Here is a 16,293-nt window from a genome sequence, read left to right as displayed (position 1 = left end):
AATATCATACAACTATAGTATTTGCCAGCTACTTTCGGGAGGATTAAAAACCGTGTCTATCGAGTTTGTTAAATATCAAGGACTAGGAAACGATTTTATCTTAGTTGACAATCGCGCTTCTTCAGAACTTATAGTATCCCCAGAACAAGCAATTCAATTATGCGATCGCCATTTTGGTATTGGCGCAGACGGGGTAATTTTTGCGCTTCCAGGTCTTGAAGGCACGGATTATACTATGAGAATTATCAATTCTGATGGTTCAGAACCCGAAATGTGTGGTAATGGTATTCGTTGTTTAGCCGGGTTTATCGCCGATTTGGAAGGAAATAACAGCAAAAACGTTCAATATCACATTCATACTTTAGCTGGCGTTATTTCTCCCCAAATACTAGCAGATGGTCAAGTAAAAGTTGATATGGGTTTACCAAAACTCCTAGCAAAAGAAATTCCTACTACCTTAAGTTCTCCTGAACAAAAAGTAATCAATGAACCCCTAGAAGTAGCTGGAAAAACTTGGTTAGTTACTTGCGTAAGTATGGGAAACCCCCACTGTATAACCTTTGTGGAAGATGTCGCCGCCATAGATTTAGCAGTAATTGGCACTCAATTCGAGCATCATCCCGCATTCCCGCAAAAAACTAATACTGAGTTTATTCAAGTTGTAGGACGCGATCGCCTAAAAATGCGCGTTTGGGAACGAGGTGCAGGTATAACCCTAGCTTGCGGGACGGGTGCTTGTGCGGCGCTAGTAGCTGGCGTATTAACGGGTAAATGCGATCGCAAAGCCACTGTAGAACTCCCCGGCGGTGATTTGCTCATTGAATGGTCAGAACCCGACCAAAGGCTTTATATGACTGGGGCGCAAGAGCGGGTATTTGCTGGGATAATTAGTTAAGCTTGTAACTGAGTAACTAAATGCTCTAATTCCGGCAAAATCAACTCATTCATCGCCAGTTTGACCGCATTGCTAGAACCAGGAACAGAAAATACTAATATATTTTGGTATACACCCGCGATCGCGCGCGAAGCGATCGCTCTTGAACCAATTTCCTTGTAACTAAGATATCGAAACAACTCGCCAAACCCTGGTAAAGTCTTCTCTAGCAAACTAGAAATAGCATCGTAGGTTGTATCTCTAGGCGCTATCCCCGTACCGCCATTAAAAATTACGACATCAATGTTATTTAATGCTTGCAGTTGGCTTTTAATCTGTGTTGGTTCGTCTTTAATAATGGTGTAATATCCCACCGCGCGATCGGCATTTAAGAGCAATTGTTTGATTAACTGACCGCTTTTATCCGTAAGGTGCGATCGCGTATCGCTAACGGTGATTACCGCACAATTAACTATTATCTTGCCTGTATCGGGGTGGGGTTGCATATAGTTACGCTTTGTTGAAGTCTAGATCGTTTTTCTCGGCGTAGCGTTCCATAAAGCGGAGAAACCGATCCCATTCTGCCGTTGAGTTCATGATGTAAAATACTTCCAAAGCTTCCGGCTTGCCGTTAACAAACTTACCTTTAACTTCGCGGGTGACGATTTCCCCTTCTTCGTCAATCATATACATTCCCGTAATGTCATCGGCGTTATTGCCGCTTAAAACCGAGGGATTCTGAAAAAGAAATGTTGCTGTACTTTGCTTCCCGTCCCGCGAACGAGTCAAACGTACATTTGGGGTTACATCTTCATCAACACCTTTAGAAAATTGAATTTTCGCCATAGTTGCCTTAAATCTAAGTTTTTTTATATCTTCTCATTATTAGAACCAACCCGCGATCGCATCGACTCAAATTAGTTTTTTTAATGAAGGCTATTTTACAACTACGGTTTATAGCAAAACTTCTTTGTAAAGGTCTGATCGAGATGACTAAGTAAAAAAATTGGCGTTGCTGAAAGTGTGATGATTTATTCCCGACGTTGGTAACTTGTCTTATCTCAGCCTCTTTCATACCGTATTGGGAGTTGCTCATTAAAATTATTACCCATTACCCCTTTAGTAACGCCAGAAAGTTAACTTAAACACAAGTTAGACATAAGTTAGACATGATTTGTGTCTAATATATTCATAATAATAAGTGTAGTAAGTTATACCTTGTTTTTGCAGGCTATAGACTTAACTAAGCATCCAAGCTATCACTTGTGAATTTAATATGTTCAAAAAAATAATAATTACAACATTAGGTATTGTTTCATTAGTGGGTATCAACATACCCGTACAAGCTGACGATACAATATATCCAATAGATATTCAAAACTATCTCATGCAACTTGCAGTAGAATCTGATTTTTTACAAGTGGGAGATACCACAAAACATGACCACTACATTATAGAAATTCCTACCACAACACTTGTAGAAATGGCTTATACAGCCTGCGATCAGTTTAATTCTGGTAACCCACACGTTAATGTAAAAAATAAGATTAAGACCGATACTCAAGCTAAATTACCTATAAAAACCAAAGACAAATTAGGTGTAGCAGGAGTAGACAAATTTGCTGATGGTGTTGTTAAATCAGCCGTCAATGCCCATTGCTCTCAACATAAGGTAAAATTACCTAAAACCTAGATAAATTGGACTTTATATAGTTGTATAAAGTCCAATTTTTAGAAAAGTTTTAAACTGATTATCTACTACAGTCAGTGTTATTTTCTACACTGCGAGTACAAATATTAAGTGTTGGCAATGCCTACGAACAAGTTTAACCCTTTACCAATTTTGCCGACAATTTCATCGCAGACTTTAGAGGCGGTGACACGCTGGAGGATAACTCGCATAACTTATTGATTGCTGAATGGGTAACTGGTAATGCCGTAGGAAAGCGGCTGAGACAGGAGAGTTGCAAAAAAAAATATTGCACTTTCAGCACCGCAACTTATTTTTGTAGTGTGATATGAATTACCTTGCAGGTTGTAAAGTTAGGTTATAAGCACGTCATTAATTGTACTAACTCTGTAGATAAATTTGCTTGGCGATCGCTTTGCTTTGTAAATAATACACCTGCTAACAAGTACATATTTTTAGAATAAAAAGCCTTTTGCTCTTGCTTTAATTCCTCAATGCGATTTTTGACTTTTAGCTCAGAACTATAATAACCAAAATTCAAAGGGGAAATAATAAAATTGGCAATGTGGTAGCCTTTAGTTAAAGCATAATCAATTGCACCTACAGGATTAGAATAACTAGCAATCATCGCTAATACATTTTTATAATCTAATGATAATAACTGTTTTGTAACAGTTATTCCATCTGTACCGCCGTGCAAAAATGGCTGATATATTTTGTTATCTATTGCTGGTAAATAAGGTGGATTAGATATTAAATAATCTCCTTGAGGTTTAGTTGTGTCAAATAAAGAACGATTATGAACTATATATTTATCGCTTAAACCGTAAACCTTTATCCTTTCATTTGCAAGTTCGCAAGATAACTTATTGATTTCAAATCCATGTACTACCCCATCAAATTTTAGCTTGCTTAAAGAATTAATAACTGGACTACCATCGCCAGAGCCAAATTCAATAATAGTTTCAGAACTTAAGCAGTTATTTAATACTAAGCTTTGCAAGCAGTAAGAGTAAAAATTTGATTCTTCAGGGCAGAAAAATACATCTTTTAATGGTTTTGGTGAAGTAAGCATTTAAGTTATGAAAAAGCAACTAACCCAAACCTACTGTTTCAGCGTTTATACTGCCATCTATCGTTAGTTCTATACCTGATGAATTGGTAAGCAATTGTATTTAGGTAAGATTTTATACTAAATAATTGAAAGGAATCAATAGCAGTATAACTAAAAGTGCGATCGCAAAGAGGTAAATTAAGATTTTGCCTAGAGTAGAGCTTCTAGTAAGAGTTATCGGGCGTATTTTCTATTAAATCCACAAGAAATCCCCCAACTCAGTATAGGGGTGCAATGCATTGCGCCCCTATACATTGGATTTATTTTGGCGATCGCACCTTTGCTAGAAACTAAACTGAGCGCGTAAATTGGCTACATAGATATTGGGGTTGCTGCTAAAGTTGTTGGGATTAGCAATTAGGTAGAAGGCGGGAACAAGAGCAATATTATCGGTGATGGGGTAAAAGTAATTTGCTTCAAACTCGTACTGAATCCCACCATCTCCACCACCGGAAACTAGGTATTGACGACCATCTAAAATTGAAAAGGGGATAATGTAGGAAAGGGTAAATAATGCCCCCTCTTTACCTAAATTGGGGAATGCTACCCCGGCTTGAATTGCTTGGGCGTTGATGTCTTGGTTAATGGGTTTTAAGTTGGTACTAGCATAGGTATAGCGTCCAAAAATGCCGAAACTTTTAGCGATTAACCAATCAAAGTTAAATTCAAACACATCCGCCATAGAATGATCGAGTCCACCATCGGCTACAGTTCCGGTGAGGGGATCGAAAATGGCGGAAACTCCATCGTCGGCTACTCCTTGATAAGTTGAATCACTTATAGCACCGCCAACTACACCGTTAATTGCTTGGGTACGAGCGCGATTGTAGAGAAATCGCAAGTTTAGGCGATCGCTTGGTGAAAATGTGGCTTCAGCAGTAGCGGTATAATTTCCCCCAAATAAGCCAAAGTTGGGATCGCTAGAAGTATTAAAGCCGGGTGCAATGGAATTTGAGAGAAATTCGTCATTTTCGCCCAAATAGCCGACAGCTAAACGAAACTGTTTGCTTGGTTGCCAAATTGCTACACCTCCCGATCCGCGATCTATGGAGTTTAATAACGTGCTGCTATTAGAGTCAAAACTGTTTGCACCGTTTAAAATAAAGATAAAAGCGTTGTTGTCAAAGTAGCGATACCAATTAACTCGCGTTCCGACTACTAATTGGAGAGTGTCAGCGACGGGAAATTGGTAGAATAATTCTCGAATGACAACAGTATTGCCTAGCCCTTGAATACCAGCAGTTTGATCGAAAAAGGGAACGCCAAAAGTATTGTAGAGTCCTGCTGAAGTAAATTGATTGGCTGGAGAATCGCCATTTCCGGCGGCTAGTTGCACAACTAAACTATCTTTGCCTGTAAAGGAAGTATTAAAACTTAGCCATACTAAATTACTTAAAGTAACTTCAGGATCTTCGGTTCTAGTAGCAACAACTGGATTCCCGTTCGTATCCCGCGCTGCACGTCTTGCTACCACCCCGCCAAAGCTCGCTGGCGGTGCTAATTCGGTAGATTCTAGTAAAACATCATCCCCGGCAAATGCTCCGGTTACATTAGCCCAAACTAAGCCGCTTAACTTAGTAGTTGTAGAAAACTGATTTGCTTGTAGTTCTGCCGTAGAAGCTTCTAATACATCTATGCGTCCTTTTAAAGTTGCAAGTTCTATGGCAAATTGTTCTCGTAGTTGAGCGATCGCAACTAAATCTTCTTTAGTAACTAAACTCGTTGTGGCGGTAGCAATTAATTCGTTAACTCTATCTAAACAAGCATTTAAACCCGCCGCAAATTCATACCTTGTTAAAGCGCGGTTTCCGCGAAAAGTGCCATCAGGATAACCCGCAATGCAGCCGTAGCGCTCTACTAGCGATTGTAATGCCTGAAATGCCCAATCAGTGGTTTGCACGTCGGATAACTGCGAAACCGAGGTAACTTGCGCCATCGCGTTATCTTGTTCTTCAACGGATGCGGGTAATAGTTCGCTTTCAAGGGTGGGGGTTTCGGCTTTAACGCTAGATGGAATTAGCCATTGCGATGCTAATACGGCGGAAATTTGTAGTAATGCACCTAACCAAAATTTTGTCATTTCTCCTCACATTGGTAATTGGAAATATAACGATCGCGCAGGATTCGTAAACATTAACCGTAGGGGCGCAATGCTTTGCGCCCCCACAACGTTCGCAATGTTACGAAGAAATGCCAGTAAAATCGATACATATTTTTTCGGTAAATTAATTATGGAAAACGTGCAACTTGCGGTAAATGGAACATTGATGCAAGGTTTGGAATTGAACGGTAATTTACTAGCGGTAGGGGCGGTATTTGTTCGAGAAGCATTGACAGAAGCTAGTTATCGCCTGTGGTCAATAGACGATCGCCACCCAGCTATGATTAAAGTTAAAACTGGCGGAAGTGCGATCGCTCTAGAAGTTTGGAATGTTCCTAGTATTGGATTAGGCGAAATTCTCTGGCAAGAACCACCAGGGTTGTGTATTGGTAAAATACGTTTAGCTAATGGTGAAATAGTGTTAGGAGTTTTGGGCGAACCGAGTTTGTGTGAGGGGAAAAAAGATATAACTCAATGGGGCGGTTGGCGCGAATATATGAATAGTTTGGGGACTAAGCCGCTAACTTAACTTGCCAACTTGCCAAACCTTCTAAAACCTCTGCTGCTGTTGCTGTCCAGCCGATAATACCGCCTTGGGCGCGAATCATCTCTAAGGTAGATTGTTTAAAATCGGGAAAGTAACTAGCGGTAGCATCTTCCACTAATAAACACTCCATACCGCGATCGTTTGCTTCTCTCATGGTTGTTTGAACGCAGACTTCAGTTGTGACTCCGGTAATAATTAGATGACTAACTCCTTGTTCGTTCAACAGTTTTTCTAAATGAGTCCGACAAAAAGCGCCTTTACCAGGCTTAGAAATTACAAACTCTCTAGCAATCGGGCTAAGTTCGGGGATAATGGCGTTACCGGGTTCGCCTAAAACTAAAATTCTTCCCATCGATCCGCGATCGCCAATTTTGAGATTTCCTTTACCTCGTTGCAATTTAGAATTAGGGCAATCGGATAAATCTGGCGCATGACCTTCGATAGTGTGAAAGATTGGTAACTGCAAGCGGCGAAAGGTTTTTAATAATTGCTGTACTGTTGGTACAATTTGACGTAAGTAACTGATATCGTTGCCTAAAGCTTCACCAAAACCCCCTGGTTCTAGAAAGTCTCGCTGCATATCAATAATTAGCAATCCTAGACCTTTAACAGGCAACTCGTAATCGTAAGGTTGAGCAGATATTAAGACCATATAGATATAGGTTTTTCCCAAATGACTAGAACAATACAACCAGCATCGCTAGTAACGCTGTGGTTGCTTTGAGGTGGATTGATAACGAGAGTTCCGGCTAAATGTTCGCCGTTTTCATCGGTTTGCGAACCAGAAAGTACAAAAATATGTTCAAAACCTAAATGATCGTGTCTGGGAACTTTAGCTAAGGGTTGGTAGCGTAATAACGCCGCCGCCGCACTGCTTCCATCCCCATACAGTCGGTAAATTTCAACTCCCTCGCGGAAAGGTTGCCAGGGTAATTCCTCTTGGTGGGAGGTAATATTAAGTAAGTCTTTGAGAATTAAAGTTGATTGCATTAGTGTCCCGCCATACTTCTACCGATGGTGGCAAAATCAGCTTGAGAAATTTCACTTTCATAGACAAATTTGCCCTCGCTAATGACGACAATGCGATCGCTTAGTTTTAATAGTTCGTCCAAGTCTTCACTAACTAACATCACTGCTACACCTCTATTTCGCGCTGCAACTATTTGAGAATGTATGTAATCTACCGCCGCAAAATCTAAGCCAAAGCAAGGATTAGCCGCAATTAGTAAATTAATATGTTCCGCCGCTAATTCTCTTGCAAGTACCGTCCTTTGCACGTTTCCCCCCGATAAATTCCCTACAGGTGTATCTGCTGAAGGTGTTTTAATCGAGAAAGTTTGAATTAAAGTTTTAGCAGCATTTCGGATTGCAGACATTACCAGCAACGCGCCACCAACAGATTGCGGCGACTTGTCAAAGGTTCTAAAAGCGAGGTTTTCTGCCACACTCATAGAAGCTACGCAAGCGTTGCGTAAAGGTTCTTCGGGTAATGTAAACACTTTGTGGCGATATATCTGTTCGCGCTTGGCGGTGTAAGGTTCTTTGTTTACTAAAACTTCTCCAGAAGTCGCCAAACGTTGACCTGCTAAAACTTCTACTAATTCCCTTTGACCATTGCCTGAAATTCCCGCAATTCCAACAATTTCCCCATTATGAACGTTGAGATTGACTCCTGCAACGGCTTCTGTACCATTGTCTTTATTAGCGTGAAGATTTTTTATTTCTAATACAGGCTTAACTTCGGTAATTGCTACTTTTGATACTGGTGTAGGCGATCGCTTTTCCCCCATCATCATATGCGCCATGTCTGCAACAGTTAAGTCTTTTACTAAACCGCTTCCGGCAAATTTACCTTTACGCAAAACAGTAATTTCATCTACAAAAGCTGTAACTTCTCGGAATTTATGACTAATCATTAATACGCTTAATTGTCCTAAACTGACTTGTTGGCGCAATAATCCCAAAACTTCGTCGGCTTCAGCAGGTGTTAAAACTGAGGTTGGTTCATCTAAAATCAAAATCCGATTTTTTAAATACAGTTGTTTAAGAATTTCGAGTTTTTGCTTTTGTCCCGCCGCTAGTTGAGTAATGGGGATATTTAACGGAATCTGAAACGGCGCAGTTTGCATAAAAGCATTTAATTCGCGCTTCTCAGCTTTCCAGTTAATCAAGTTTGGACTGTCAAACTTGGATAAAACCAAATTCTCGGCAACGGTCATCGCTGGTACTGAGGTAAAATGCTGGTAAACCATACCTACACTGTACTTATGTGCATCGCGGGGACTGTCAATTTGACGTAATTGATTGTCAATCAATACTTTCCCAGAGGTGGGAGTATAAAACCCCATCAAACATTTAACTAAGGTACTTTTACCTGCGCCATTTTCCCCTAATAAAGCGTGGAAACTTCCTGGTTTGAGAGTCATTGAGACGTTATCTAATGCCGTCATTGTCCCGAATTTCTTAGTCATATTTACTACGGCTAATTCTGGGGGAATTAGATTATTAAGACGTAGCATTGTTGTTGAATTATCTATAACTTTTGCCATTGTTTACACCTGATAATAAGGTATGGTCTGTATTTTGCCCGTCGTGAGATCCCCCCTAGCCCCCCTTGAAAAAGGGGGAAAATATGGATTAACAGCTTACAAGAAATCTATGGGCTAATAGCTTGAATAAAATTTGTGGAATGTGCGATCGCCCCAAATACTCCTCCTTGCATTTGAATCATTTTTAAAGCCGCTAAATGATTGCTGTAATCGGTGGCGGCGGTGCAATCAGTAAGAAGTAAGCATTCATAACCGCGATCGTTGGCATCGCGCATTGTTGTATGCACGCAGACATCGGTAGTAATGCCTGCAAGTACAATGTTTTGGATATTTTGACGTTTTAGCAATAAATCTAAGTCGGTGGCGTAGAAAGAACCTTTACCAGGCTTGTCGATAACTGCTTCTCCTAGTGCGGGGGCAAGTTCTGGGATAATTTCCCATCCTGGTTCGCCGCGAACTAAAATTCTACCACAGGGGCCATTATCGCCGATTCCTGCGCCAATTTGACGCGATCGCCATTGTTTATTTTCTGGTAAATCGCTTAAATCAGGGCGGTGTCCTTCGCGGGTGTGCATGACGGGATAACCCAGATTTCGCACTACTTCTAAAACCTTTTTAATCGGTTCAATCGGTGCGCGAGTCAAAGATAAGTCGTAGCCCATCTTATCTACATAGCCGCCAACTCCGCAGAAATCAGTCTGCATATCAATGATTAGCAAAACTGTATTTTCTTTCCGCAAATCGCCATTAAACGGATATAAATAGGGTTCGGCTTCAACAAAGCGTCCCATCTTTTTCAGCCTCCGTTAATACATTTTGATATGTCCGCGTAGGAACTGGAAAACCGCAGGAAGTGCCATCTGTATGAATTACCTCGTCTTCCCAAGGTAAGCGATAGCAGCCGTTAACTAAATCCTGCATATAGGTGTAAGGACAGTCTTGTGCGCCACCTTTTACCGCCACATAGCCCCGATGACCAAATTGATAAATGTTGTTTTCAACTCCCCAATGTCGCCGCGCTTCTTGGACTAATTTTGGTCGTACTTCGGCGGTGATAATTTCATCCGGGCGGCTGCTACCTGTCACAATCGGCGTACCGTCAAAGCTAACAATCATTCCCTCGCCCATAGAGTCGAAGCTACCATCAGTACCGCACATACAAACGGATGCTGTGTACATTAAGTTGCAAAAAGCATTAGTTTGATTTGTAATTTGCCAAGAATGACGAATTGGGGCGGTATATCCTGCGGTACGAAGCATAATATCCGCACCTTTATAAGCACATTCTCGCGCCATTTCTGGAAACATCCCATCGTGACAGATAATTAAAGATAAAGTGCTACCGTTTGGGCCTTCACAGACAGGGATACCAAGGTTTCCAGGTTCCCAAGGTTCTACAGGAATCCAAGGATGTAATTTGCGATAATAAAGTTTAATTTCTCCAGTGTCATCAATAATAATGCCGCTATTGTACGGATTTCCTTGGGGGTTAAATTCCATAATTGAAAAGCAACCCCAGATTTTGTTATCCCGACAGGCAATTTGAAAAGCTGTTACTTCTTTTCCATCTAAACTACACATAATTTCTGGATTAGTGTCCATTGATAAGCCATGTAGGGCGTACTCTGGAAAAACTACCAAATCCATTGAAGGTAAATTACGCCGCGCTTTGCCTACCATATTGCAAATGCGATCGCATTGTATTGTTAAGTCATCAGGAGTAACTACTGTGGGCAACTGTAACTGTACAAGTCCAATAACTACCCCATCGGGTAACTTATTTAAACCGCCAAGTCCACTCATTTTTTATCCCCTTATTTAATTAACTGTTCCTAATGCCCCTGGCGCACCCATCAACGTTCGTTTGGGCGAACAGGTAAAAATCATAATTGCCAAAGTCAAAATGTACGGCGAAGCATTGAATAAGTAGTAATAAGAATTTATCCCCACTGATTGCAAAGCTGGCCCAATGGCTTGTGCGCCGCCAAATAATAAGGAAGCATACAAACATTGAATTGGATTCCATCGCGCAAAAATTACTAAAGCAACTGCCATTAATCCTTGTCCGCTAGAAATACGTTCTGTCCAACTCCCCGGATAGTAAAGAGATAAATAAGCCCCGCCAATTCCTGCTAAAAAACTTCCAGCAATAATACACAGCATTCGCACCTTCGATATTGAAATACCCATTGCTTTAGCCGCATCAGGACTATCGCCCACCGCCCGGATATATAAACCCCAACGAGTTGATTTAAAAAACCATTGCATTAAGGGCGCTACAGCTACACCGATGAGAAATAACGGGCTAATTTTTAAAGCCGATTCTATTTGAGGGAAATTACTCCAACTACCTAAATCTATAGTTGGTAATTGCGGCGCAGCAGGCTGGATAAAAGGTTTACCAAAAAAGAAAGCAATCCCGCTACCAAAAATAATCATCGCAATCCCCACCGCAATATCGTTGACTTTGGGTTGTTGAGATAGCCAAGCATGAATCAATCCCAACAGCATCCCCGCCAAACCTGCCACTAATACACCCAGCCAAGGCGAACCCGTAAGGTAAGAAATGGCATAAGCACTCATAGCGCCAGTTAATAATGTTCCTTCTAAACCCAGATTTATCTTGCCGCTTTTTTCTGTCAAACACTCGCCCAGACTAACAAACAGAAAGGGAGCGCTCCCTCTTAAAGTACCTGCTGCGATCGCTAATGGTACACCTAACCAACCCAATGATTCTGTAGTCATTTTGTTAATACTTGGTAATTAAACTGTGACTGTGGGCGGACTTTTGACTACTTGTCGTTCTTTAAATATTGCCAAGCGTCCGTAGAGAGATTCGCTGTACAACACCACAATAAAAACTAATCCTTGAAATACTAAAACTGTTGCATCCGGTAGATTGTGACTGCGCTGCAAAATTCCCCCACTCGCTAAAATCCCACCAAGTAAAACGGCTACCAAACTCGCCGCTAAGGGATTGTAACGGGCAATAAAAGCAACTAAAATCCCCGCGTAACCATAGTTAGAATTTAAAGACTCATTCGCGCGTCCTTGTACCGCCGCAACTTCTACCATTCCCGCCAATCCTGCACAAGAACCCGCTAAAAAACAAATTGCCATAGTCAATTTGCCTACAGGTAATCCTACAATTTTTGCCGCGCGGATATTTCCCCCCGCCGTCCGTGCGGCAAAACCAAAGGTAGTATGTTTAATTAAAAAGTAGGTAACTACGCAAGCAATTAACCCGTAAATTAGCCCGTAATGTACGCGAGTACCGGGAATATTGCCCAACATATCCGTCGCCGCCAGGGGGAAACTTGAAGGTTTGTTTAAACTACTGGGATCTTTTAATGGCCCACCAACGAGATGATTGAGAAGTGCGATCGCAATATAATTAAGCAACAAACTACTAATTGTCTCGTTTACTCCCCGGTAGTAACGCAAAGCCCCTACCGCCGCAATCCACAAACCACCGCAAACAATCCCGGCTACTGCCATAGATAGCTGCACCACTATAGAAGTCGCTCCAGATAGGCTTAAACCCGCCACTATCGCCCCCAAACCACCGACAACCAGCGCCCCCTCATTGCCAATAATTATCAATCCTAACTGGGCTGGAAGGGCTGTACAGAGGGAACTTAACATTAATGGTGCAGAGCGAATTAAGGTGTTTTGGAAAGAATACCAACTACCAAAAGCGGCTTTATAAATTGAGGCGTAGACTCCAAAAGGATTCGCACCTACAGCTAAACAAAATAATCCAAATAATACTAAAGAAAATGCGATCGCGCCAATGGGAATAAAAACAGATTCCAGAGTTGCTAGTCTACGATTAGTCATAAATTTAACCTAAAGTTCCTACAACTCCGGCGGCTAACCAATTCATTTTTTCTAATTCCGCATCTTGCTGTTTAAAATCTTTCCCGGCTGCGATCGCAACTTTTCCGGTATTATCTTTAATCTCCCCTTTATAAATAACCATGCTGCCATCAGTAAACTTTGCTTTAGCCGCATCAGCATCTTTTTTAGCTGCGTCACTGACTGCCGTACCATAGTCTGATATCTTCAAAAAGCCATCTTTTAAACCACCGCGTACTAAATGAGGAATCCCGCCATTGTTTAGGGTTTTTCCCTCTTTAATCATTTCGGCATATTTAGCATAAACATTAGTCCAATCCCACTCTGCTCCTGTAAGATAGCCTTTAGGCGCTAACGTAGCTTGACTAGCGTGGTAACCACTAGAGAAAATATTGCGTTTTTCAGCAGTTTCCATAATTACTTTTGGGCTATCTACGTGACAAGTCAGCACATCAATACCTTGGTCTGCCATACTATTAGCTGCTTCTGCTTCTTTGACAGGTATTGACCAATCACCCGTAAACACTACTTGGGTTGTCACTTCTGGCTTCACACTACGCGCTCCCAAGGTGAAACTATTGATATTACGCAAAACTTGAGGAATTGCTTTAGCACCAATAAAACCTAATTTCCCAGTTTTAGATGTATGGGCCGCTACAATCCCTGCTATATACTGGGCTTCATCAATGTAGCCGAAGTAGCTACCAACATTGTTTGGATGCTTCCCTTCCTCGTAACGTCCGCCACAGTGGAAAAACTGAACTTCTGGGTATTCTTTGGCAATTTTGAGAATGTGGGGGTCGAAATAACCGAAAGAGGTGGGAAACAAAACTGTTACTCCATCTTGTTCGATCATATTCCGCATTGTTTCTTCTACGGAAGTATTTTCTGGAACATTCGCTTCTTCTACAGATTTCACCCACTCTAATTTTGAAACTCCGGCTTTTCCTTGGGCGTGTGCCTGATTGTATCCATAATCATCTTTAGGCCCAACATAAATAAATCCCATGACAACAGATTTACCTGCGCCTGTTGAAGTCGCTTGAGTTTGTTTTTCCGCACTGCAACCAGTACCAAATTTTGTAGTAGTTGCAAATGCTGTAGTTGCTAAAAGTCCTCGGATAAATTGACGGCGGCGTAAGTATAAAAAATTGCTATTACTCATAAGTATTGGCTCGCCTTTGTTAAAAACACTAAGTTTCTATCGCCTTTGCAAAAGATACTAGCAGGAAATTAAAAGTTTGCGGGTGCTAAATAGTTCGTTAAAGGTGACATAAAAGTTCGTAGATTGTCATCTCAGTAACAGAAGGTATATTCAAAAAAAAATTAGTATGGCTCTTTACAAGCCTCAAAGAATTTTCCAGTCAATGAACACTGAAGAAGCACTGATAGTTGTAGAAAAAGCCTTAAGCGCAGAACGGTTAAGCAAACTTCACGCTACGGTATTTCGCCAAGTCTGGGAAGAACACTCTTATCAACAAATTGCTCAAAATACTGGCTACGAAGTTGGTTATCTCAAACAAGCAGGCTCTCAGTTATGGCAAGTTCTCAGTCAAGTATTAGGCGAAAAGGTTAGTAAAACTAATGTTCAGTCTGTTGTTAGGCGGTACGCCTTTAGCAAAGTAGCGCCGCGTCAGGATGTCAGCAAAAGCCGCATTGATTGGGGAGATGCTTCGCAACTAGGTAATATTTACGGTAGAACAACCGAACTTGCAACTTTAGAACGATGGATTGTTAAAGAAAATTGCCGCGTAGTTGGTTTATTTGGCATGGGTGGAATTGGTAAAACTACTTTGTCTGTGCATTGTGCGAAACAGATTCAGGAAAAGTTTGATTATATAATTTGGCGGAGTCTCCGCAATGCGCCACCAATAACGGATTTATTAACAGAATTGCTGCAATTTATCCCCAACAAACAAAAAACTATCCCACATTCCCTAGATAGTCAGATATTGTGTTTGCTAGACTGTTTGCGATCGCATCGTTGTCTATTAATTTTAGATAATGTAGAAACAATTATGCGCTCTCACGATTGCAAAAGCGGCTATCAACAAAGTTACGATGGCTACGGTCAGCTAATCCGATGTATTGGCGAAACAGAACATCAAAGTTGTCTTTTACTTACCAGTCGGGAAAAGCCTCAAAGTATTGCGGTTAAAGAAGGTGAATGTCTCCCCATTCGTTCGTTGCAATTAGGGGGTTTACCAATTAGCGCCGCCCAAGCAATATTTAATCTTAAAGGTAACTACTGTGGTTCATCTCAAGAATGGCAAAGATTAATCTCTTACTATTCTGGCAATCCTTTAGCATTGAATATGGTAGCGATCGCACTTAAAGACTTCTTTGCTGGTAATCTAACAAAATTCCTAGAGTTTTTAACGCCTGGTGCGGCAATTTTTGGCGATATTCACCAGCTTTTAGCCCAACAACTCAATCGCTTGTCCGATTTAGAAGAGCAAGTAATGTATAGTTTGGCAATTGAACGTCAAAGCGTCAATTTACAACAGTTACTCGCAAATTTTGTACCACAAGTCACACCAGCTAGGCTCCTTGAAGCATTAATGTCTTTAGAGCGGCGAAGTTTAATTGAAAAACAGCAAAGTTTATTTACCTTGCAACCAGTGGTAATGGAGTACGTCACTCACCAATTAATTAAGCACATTGAGGGCGAAATTACTACTAATAAAATTAACCTGTTAAAAACTCACGCTTTACTCAAAACCCAAGCAAAAGATTACATCCGCGAAACTCAAGTTCGGTTAATGCTTGCACCTTTAGCTAACCGATTGCTAGATACCAACACCAAAAGCGGTTTAGATAAGCAAATAATTTCCGGAGGTGTTGTAAAAGTATTGGTAAGAAGTTAAATAGATAGACCAAATTTGTATCTATTTTTTACAATATCTACTCCCTGACAGTGAGGACAATGCAATACTTGTGTAATCATGGCTAATCTTGATACTATTTATACTACTACTTCCCTACTTGAATGTTATCATATCAACACTTTTGCAACATCTCCCCTTAAATTAATGCCTTGAATTTGTAGATCGATTTCCATAACGATTATCCTATTTTGCCAAAGGGCGATCGCAATTACTAAAGCTTGAGAATATTTACAGTATTCTTACTTAGCTACTAATTAAATATTAATTTTTTAGTAATTTAATACTTACTTTTCAAGTAGTTATTTTTATCTTGCGTCCAATAGTTTATCACAGCAAATTAGATTGAACTTATCGCCGCAATGTTAAGAATTGATTTGCCTATTGACTTATCGCTAACTTTTATTTACTTTTCGGGGAAAAAGTATAAAATACTTGATGTTTATACAACTGTGGCGATCGCCATAATTATCCTTGCTTATCTAGATTATTTGGGTAAAGTCTTAAGTTTTTTATCGATTTATAGCAAAACAAGAACTTTATTAAAAAAATATGCTAATTCATGTCCGACAAAAAATGCTCCTTGATTGGGGGTTGCAGTACGGACAATCTAGGCAAATAGGTAATTTATAGTTGAGAATTGTTTGAGCAAAACAATTATTTTACTTGCCGACA

General features: G+C 40.6%; 16 protein-coding genes. 4 read left to right on the top strand and 12 right to left on the bottom strand.

Translation table 11 applies throughout. The features are described from left to right. The first annotated feature begins 52 nt into the window (after positions 1 to 52). On the top strand, positions 53 to 895 hold the full coding sequence (gene dapF, locus SYN7509_RS0211590; protein ID WP_009632809.1) for a diaminopimelate epimerase: 843 nt from the start codon (positions 53 to 55) through the stop codon (positions 893 to 895). Here dapF and SYN7509_RS0211585 read toward each other — a convergent pair. Next, entirely contained in the window at positions 892 to 1,380 is a 489-nt protein-coding gene (locus SYN7509_RS0211585) for a MogA/MoaB family molybdenum cofactor biosynthesis protein (RefSeq protein ID WP_009632808.1), read from the bottom strand. The genes dapF and SYN7509_RS0211585 overlap by 4 nt on opposite strands. Before the next feature lie 4 nt (positions 1,381 to 1,384). Next, entirely contained in the window at positions 1,385 to 1,720 is a 336-nt protein-coding gene (gene psb28 / locus SYN7509_RS0211580) for a photosystem II reaction center protein Psb28 (protein WP_009632807.1), read from the bottom strand. A gap of 430 nt (positions 1,721 to 2,150) precedes the next feature. On the opposite strand from psb28, the gene SYN7509_RS0211575 reads away from it, so the two are divergent. Next, positions 2,151 to 2,567, top strand: a complete 417-nt coding sequence (locus SYN7509_RS0211575) for a hypothetical protein (protein ID WP_009632806.1) — start codon at positions 2,151 to 2,153, stop codon at positions 2,565 to 2,567. 355 nt (positions 2,568 to 2,922) lie between these two features. On the opposite strand, the gene SYN7509_RS0211570 is transcribed toward SYN7509_RS0211575, so the two are convergent. Both SYN7509_RS0211570 and SYN7509_RS0211565 read right to left on the bottom strand, forming a co-directional pair. Next, positions 2,923 to 3,639 carry a methyltransferase gene (locus SYN7509_RS0211570; protein WP_009632805.1) on the bottom strand — a complete coding sequence of 239 codons (717 nt, stop codon included), beginning with the start codon at positions 3,637 to 3,639 and terminating at the stop codon, positions 2,923 to 2,925. Between the two features lie 322 nt (positions 3,640 to 3,961). After that, complete coding sequence (locus tag SYN7509_RS0211565; RefSeq protein ID WP_009632804.1) at positions 3,962 to 5,758, bottom strand: iron uptake porin; 1,797 nt, start codon at positions 5,756 to 5,758, stop codon at positions 3,962 to 3,964. A gap of 151 nt (positions 5,759 to 5,909) precedes the next feature. Here SYN7509_RS0211565 and SYN7509_RS0211560 point away from each other — a divergent pair, with 151 nt between their 5' ends. Next, positions 5,910 to 6,308 carry an allophanate hydrolase-related protein gene (locus SYN7509_RS0211560; RefSeq protein WP_009632803.1) on the top strand — a complete coding sequence of 133 codons (399 nt, stop codon included), beginning with the start codon at positions 5,910 to 5,912 and terminating at the stop codon, positions 6,306 to 6,308. Here the strand turns inward: SYN7509_RS0211560 and SYN7509_RS0211555 are convergent. The 8 genes from SYN7509_RS0211555 to SYN7509_RS0211520 form a co-directional block, all read right to left on the bottom strand. After that, positions 6,292 to 6,978, bottom strand: coding sequence for a cysteine hydrolase family protein (locus SYN7509_RS0211555; RefSeq protein ID WP_009632802.1), 687 nt, complete (start codon positions 6,976 to 6,978; stop codon positions 6,292 to 6,294). The two genes, SYN7509_RS0211560 and SYN7509_RS0211555, sit on opposite strands and share 17 nt — an antisense overlap. Then, complete coding sequence (locus tag SYN7509_RS0211550) at positions 6,969 to 7,316, bottom strand: cupin domain-containing protein (protein ID WP_009632801.1); 348 nt, start codon at positions 7,314 to 7,316, stop codon at positions 6,969 to 6,971. Before SYN7509_RS0211550 ends, SYN7509_RS0211555 begins: the two co-directional genes overlap by 10 nt. Continuing rightward, the gene (locus tag SYN7509_RS0211545) at positions 7,316 to 8,875 is read right to left on the bottom strand and encodes an ABC transporter ATP-binding protein (protein WP_009632800.1); all 1,560 of its coding nucleotides are present in this window, start codon (positions 8,873 to 8,875) and stop codon (positions 7,316 to 7,318) included. The genes SYN7509_RS0211550 and SYN7509_RS0211545 overlap by 1 nt, the downstream gene beginning before the upstream one ends. 107 nt (positions 8,876 to 8,982) lie before the next feature. Then, positions 8,983 to 9,666: a biuret amidohydrolase gene (biuH, locus tag SYN7509_RS0211540; protein WP_009632799.1), complete on the bottom strand. Its 684-nt coding sequence runs from the start codon at positions 9,664 to 9,666 to the stop codon at positions 8,983 to 8,985. Next, positions 9,650 to 10,678, bottom strand: coding sequence for a formamidase (locus SYN7509_RS0211535; RefSeq protein ID WP_009632798.1), 1,029 nt, complete (start codon positions 10,676 to 10,678; stop codon positions 9,650 to 9,652). The genes biuH and SYN7509_RS0211535 overlap by 17 nt, the downstream gene beginning before the upstream one ends. A gap of 15 nt (positions 10,679 to 10,693) precedes the next feature. Next, the gene (locus SYN7509_RS0211530; protein WP_009632797.1) at positions 10,694 to 11,620 is read right to left on the bottom strand and encodes an ABC transporter permease; all 927 of its coding nucleotides are present in this window, start codon (positions 11,618 to 11,620) and stop codon (positions 10,694 to 10,696) included. Between the two features lie 18 nt (positions 11,621 to 11,638). Next, positions 11,639 to 12,715 carry an ABC transporter permease gene (locus SYN7509_RS0211525; protein WP_009632796.1) on the bottom strand — a complete coding sequence of 359 codons (1,077 nt, stop codon included), beginning with the start codon at positions 12,713 to 12,715 and terminating at the stop codon, positions 11,639 to 11,641. Between the two features lie 4 nt (positions 12,716 to 12,719). Further along, complete coding sequence (locus tag SYN7509_RS0211520; protein WP_009632795.1) at positions 12,720 to 13,898, bottom strand: BMP family ABC transporter substrate-binding protein; 1,179 nt, start codon at positions 13,896 to 13,898, stop codon at positions 12,720 to 12,722. Between the two features lie 166 nt (positions 13,899 to 14,064). On the opposite strand from SYN7509_RS0211520, the gene SYN7509_RS25760 reads away from it, so the two are divergent. After that, the gene (locus tag SYN7509_RS25760) at positions 14,065 to 15,600 is read left to right on the top strand and encodes an NB-ARC domain-containing protein (protein WP_051482580.1); all 1,536 of its coding nucleotides are present in this window, start codon (positions 14,065 to 14,067) and stop codon (positions 15,598 to 15,600) included. Positions 15,601 to 16,293 lie beyond the last annotated feature (693 nt).

This window comes from Synechocystis sp. PCC 7509, from assembly GCF_000332075.2.
Taxonomy (GTDB): Bacteria; Cyanobacteriota; Cyanobacteriia; order Cyanobacteriales; family Chroococcidiopsidaceae; genus Aliterella.
Note: the sequence above shows the minus strand (reverse complement) of the source record. Positions and strands in the feature narration are given on the sequence as shown.

Excerpts from the sequence above, each read along its gene's own strand:
- SYN7509_RS0211535 (WP_009632798.1), bottom strand. The coding sequence starts at position 10,678 with ATGAGTGGACTTGGCGGTTTAAATAAGTTACCCGATGGGGTAGTTATT.
- SYN7509_RS0211565 (WP_009632804.1), bottom strand. The coding sequence starts at position 5,758 with ATGACAAAATTTTGGTTAGGTGCATTACTACAAATTTCCGCCGTATTA.
- SYN7509_RS0211570 (WP_009632805.1), bottom strand. The coding sequence starts at position 3,639 with ATGCTTACTTCACCAAAACCATTAAAAGATGTATTTTTCTGCCCTGAA.
- SYN7509_RS0211560 (WP_009632803.1), top strand. The coding sequence starts at position 5,910 with ATGGAAAACGTGCAACTTGCGGTAAATGGAACATTGATGCAAGGTTTG.
- SYN7509_RS0211575 (WP_009632806.1), top strand. The coding sequence starts at position 2,151 with ATGTTCAAAAAAATAATAATTACAACATTAGGTATTGTTTCATTAGTG.
- biuH (WP_009632799.1), bottom strand. The coding sequence starts at position 9,666 with ATGGGACGCTTTGTTGAAGCCGAACCCTATTTATATCCGTTTAATGGC.
- SYN7509_RS0211555 (WP_009632802.1), bottom strand. The coding sequence starts at position 6,978 with ATGGTCTTAATATCTGCTCAACCTTACGATTACGAGTTGCCTGTTAAA.
- SYN7509_RS0211585 (WP_009632808.1), bottom strand. The coding sequence starts at position 1,380 with ATGCAACCCCACCCCGATACAGGCAAGATAATAGTTAATTGTGCGGTA.
- SYN7509_RS25760 (WP_051482580.1), top strand. The coding sequence starts at position 14,065 with ATGGCTCTTTACAAGCCTCAAAGAATTTTCCAGTCAATGAACACTGAA.
- SYN7509_RS0211525 (WP_009632796.1), bottom strand. The coding sequence starts at position 12,715 with ATGACTAATCGTAGACTAGCAACTCTGGAATCTGTTTTTATTCCCATT.
- SYN7509_RS0211550 (WP_009632801.1), bottom strand. The coding sequence starts at position 7,316 with ATGCAATCAACTTTAATTCTCAAAGACTTACTTAATATTACCTCCCAC.
- SYN7509_RS0211545 (WP_009632800.1), bottom strand. The coding sequence starts at position 8,875 with ATGGCAAAAGTTATAGATAATTCAACAACAATGCTACGTCTTAATAAT.
- SYN7509_RS0211520 (WP_009632795.1), bottom strand. The coding sequence starts at position 13,898 with ATGAGTAATAGCAATTTTTTATACTTACGCCGCCGTCAATTTATCCGA.
- psb28 (WP_009632807.1), bottom strand. The coding sequence starts at position 1,720 with ATGGCGAAAATTCAATTTTCTAAAGGTGTTGATGAAGATGTAACCCCA.
- SYN7509_RS0211530 (WP_009632797.1), bottom strand. The coding sequence starts at position 11,620 with ATGACTACAGAATCATTGGGTTGGTTAGGTGTACCATTAGCGATCGCA.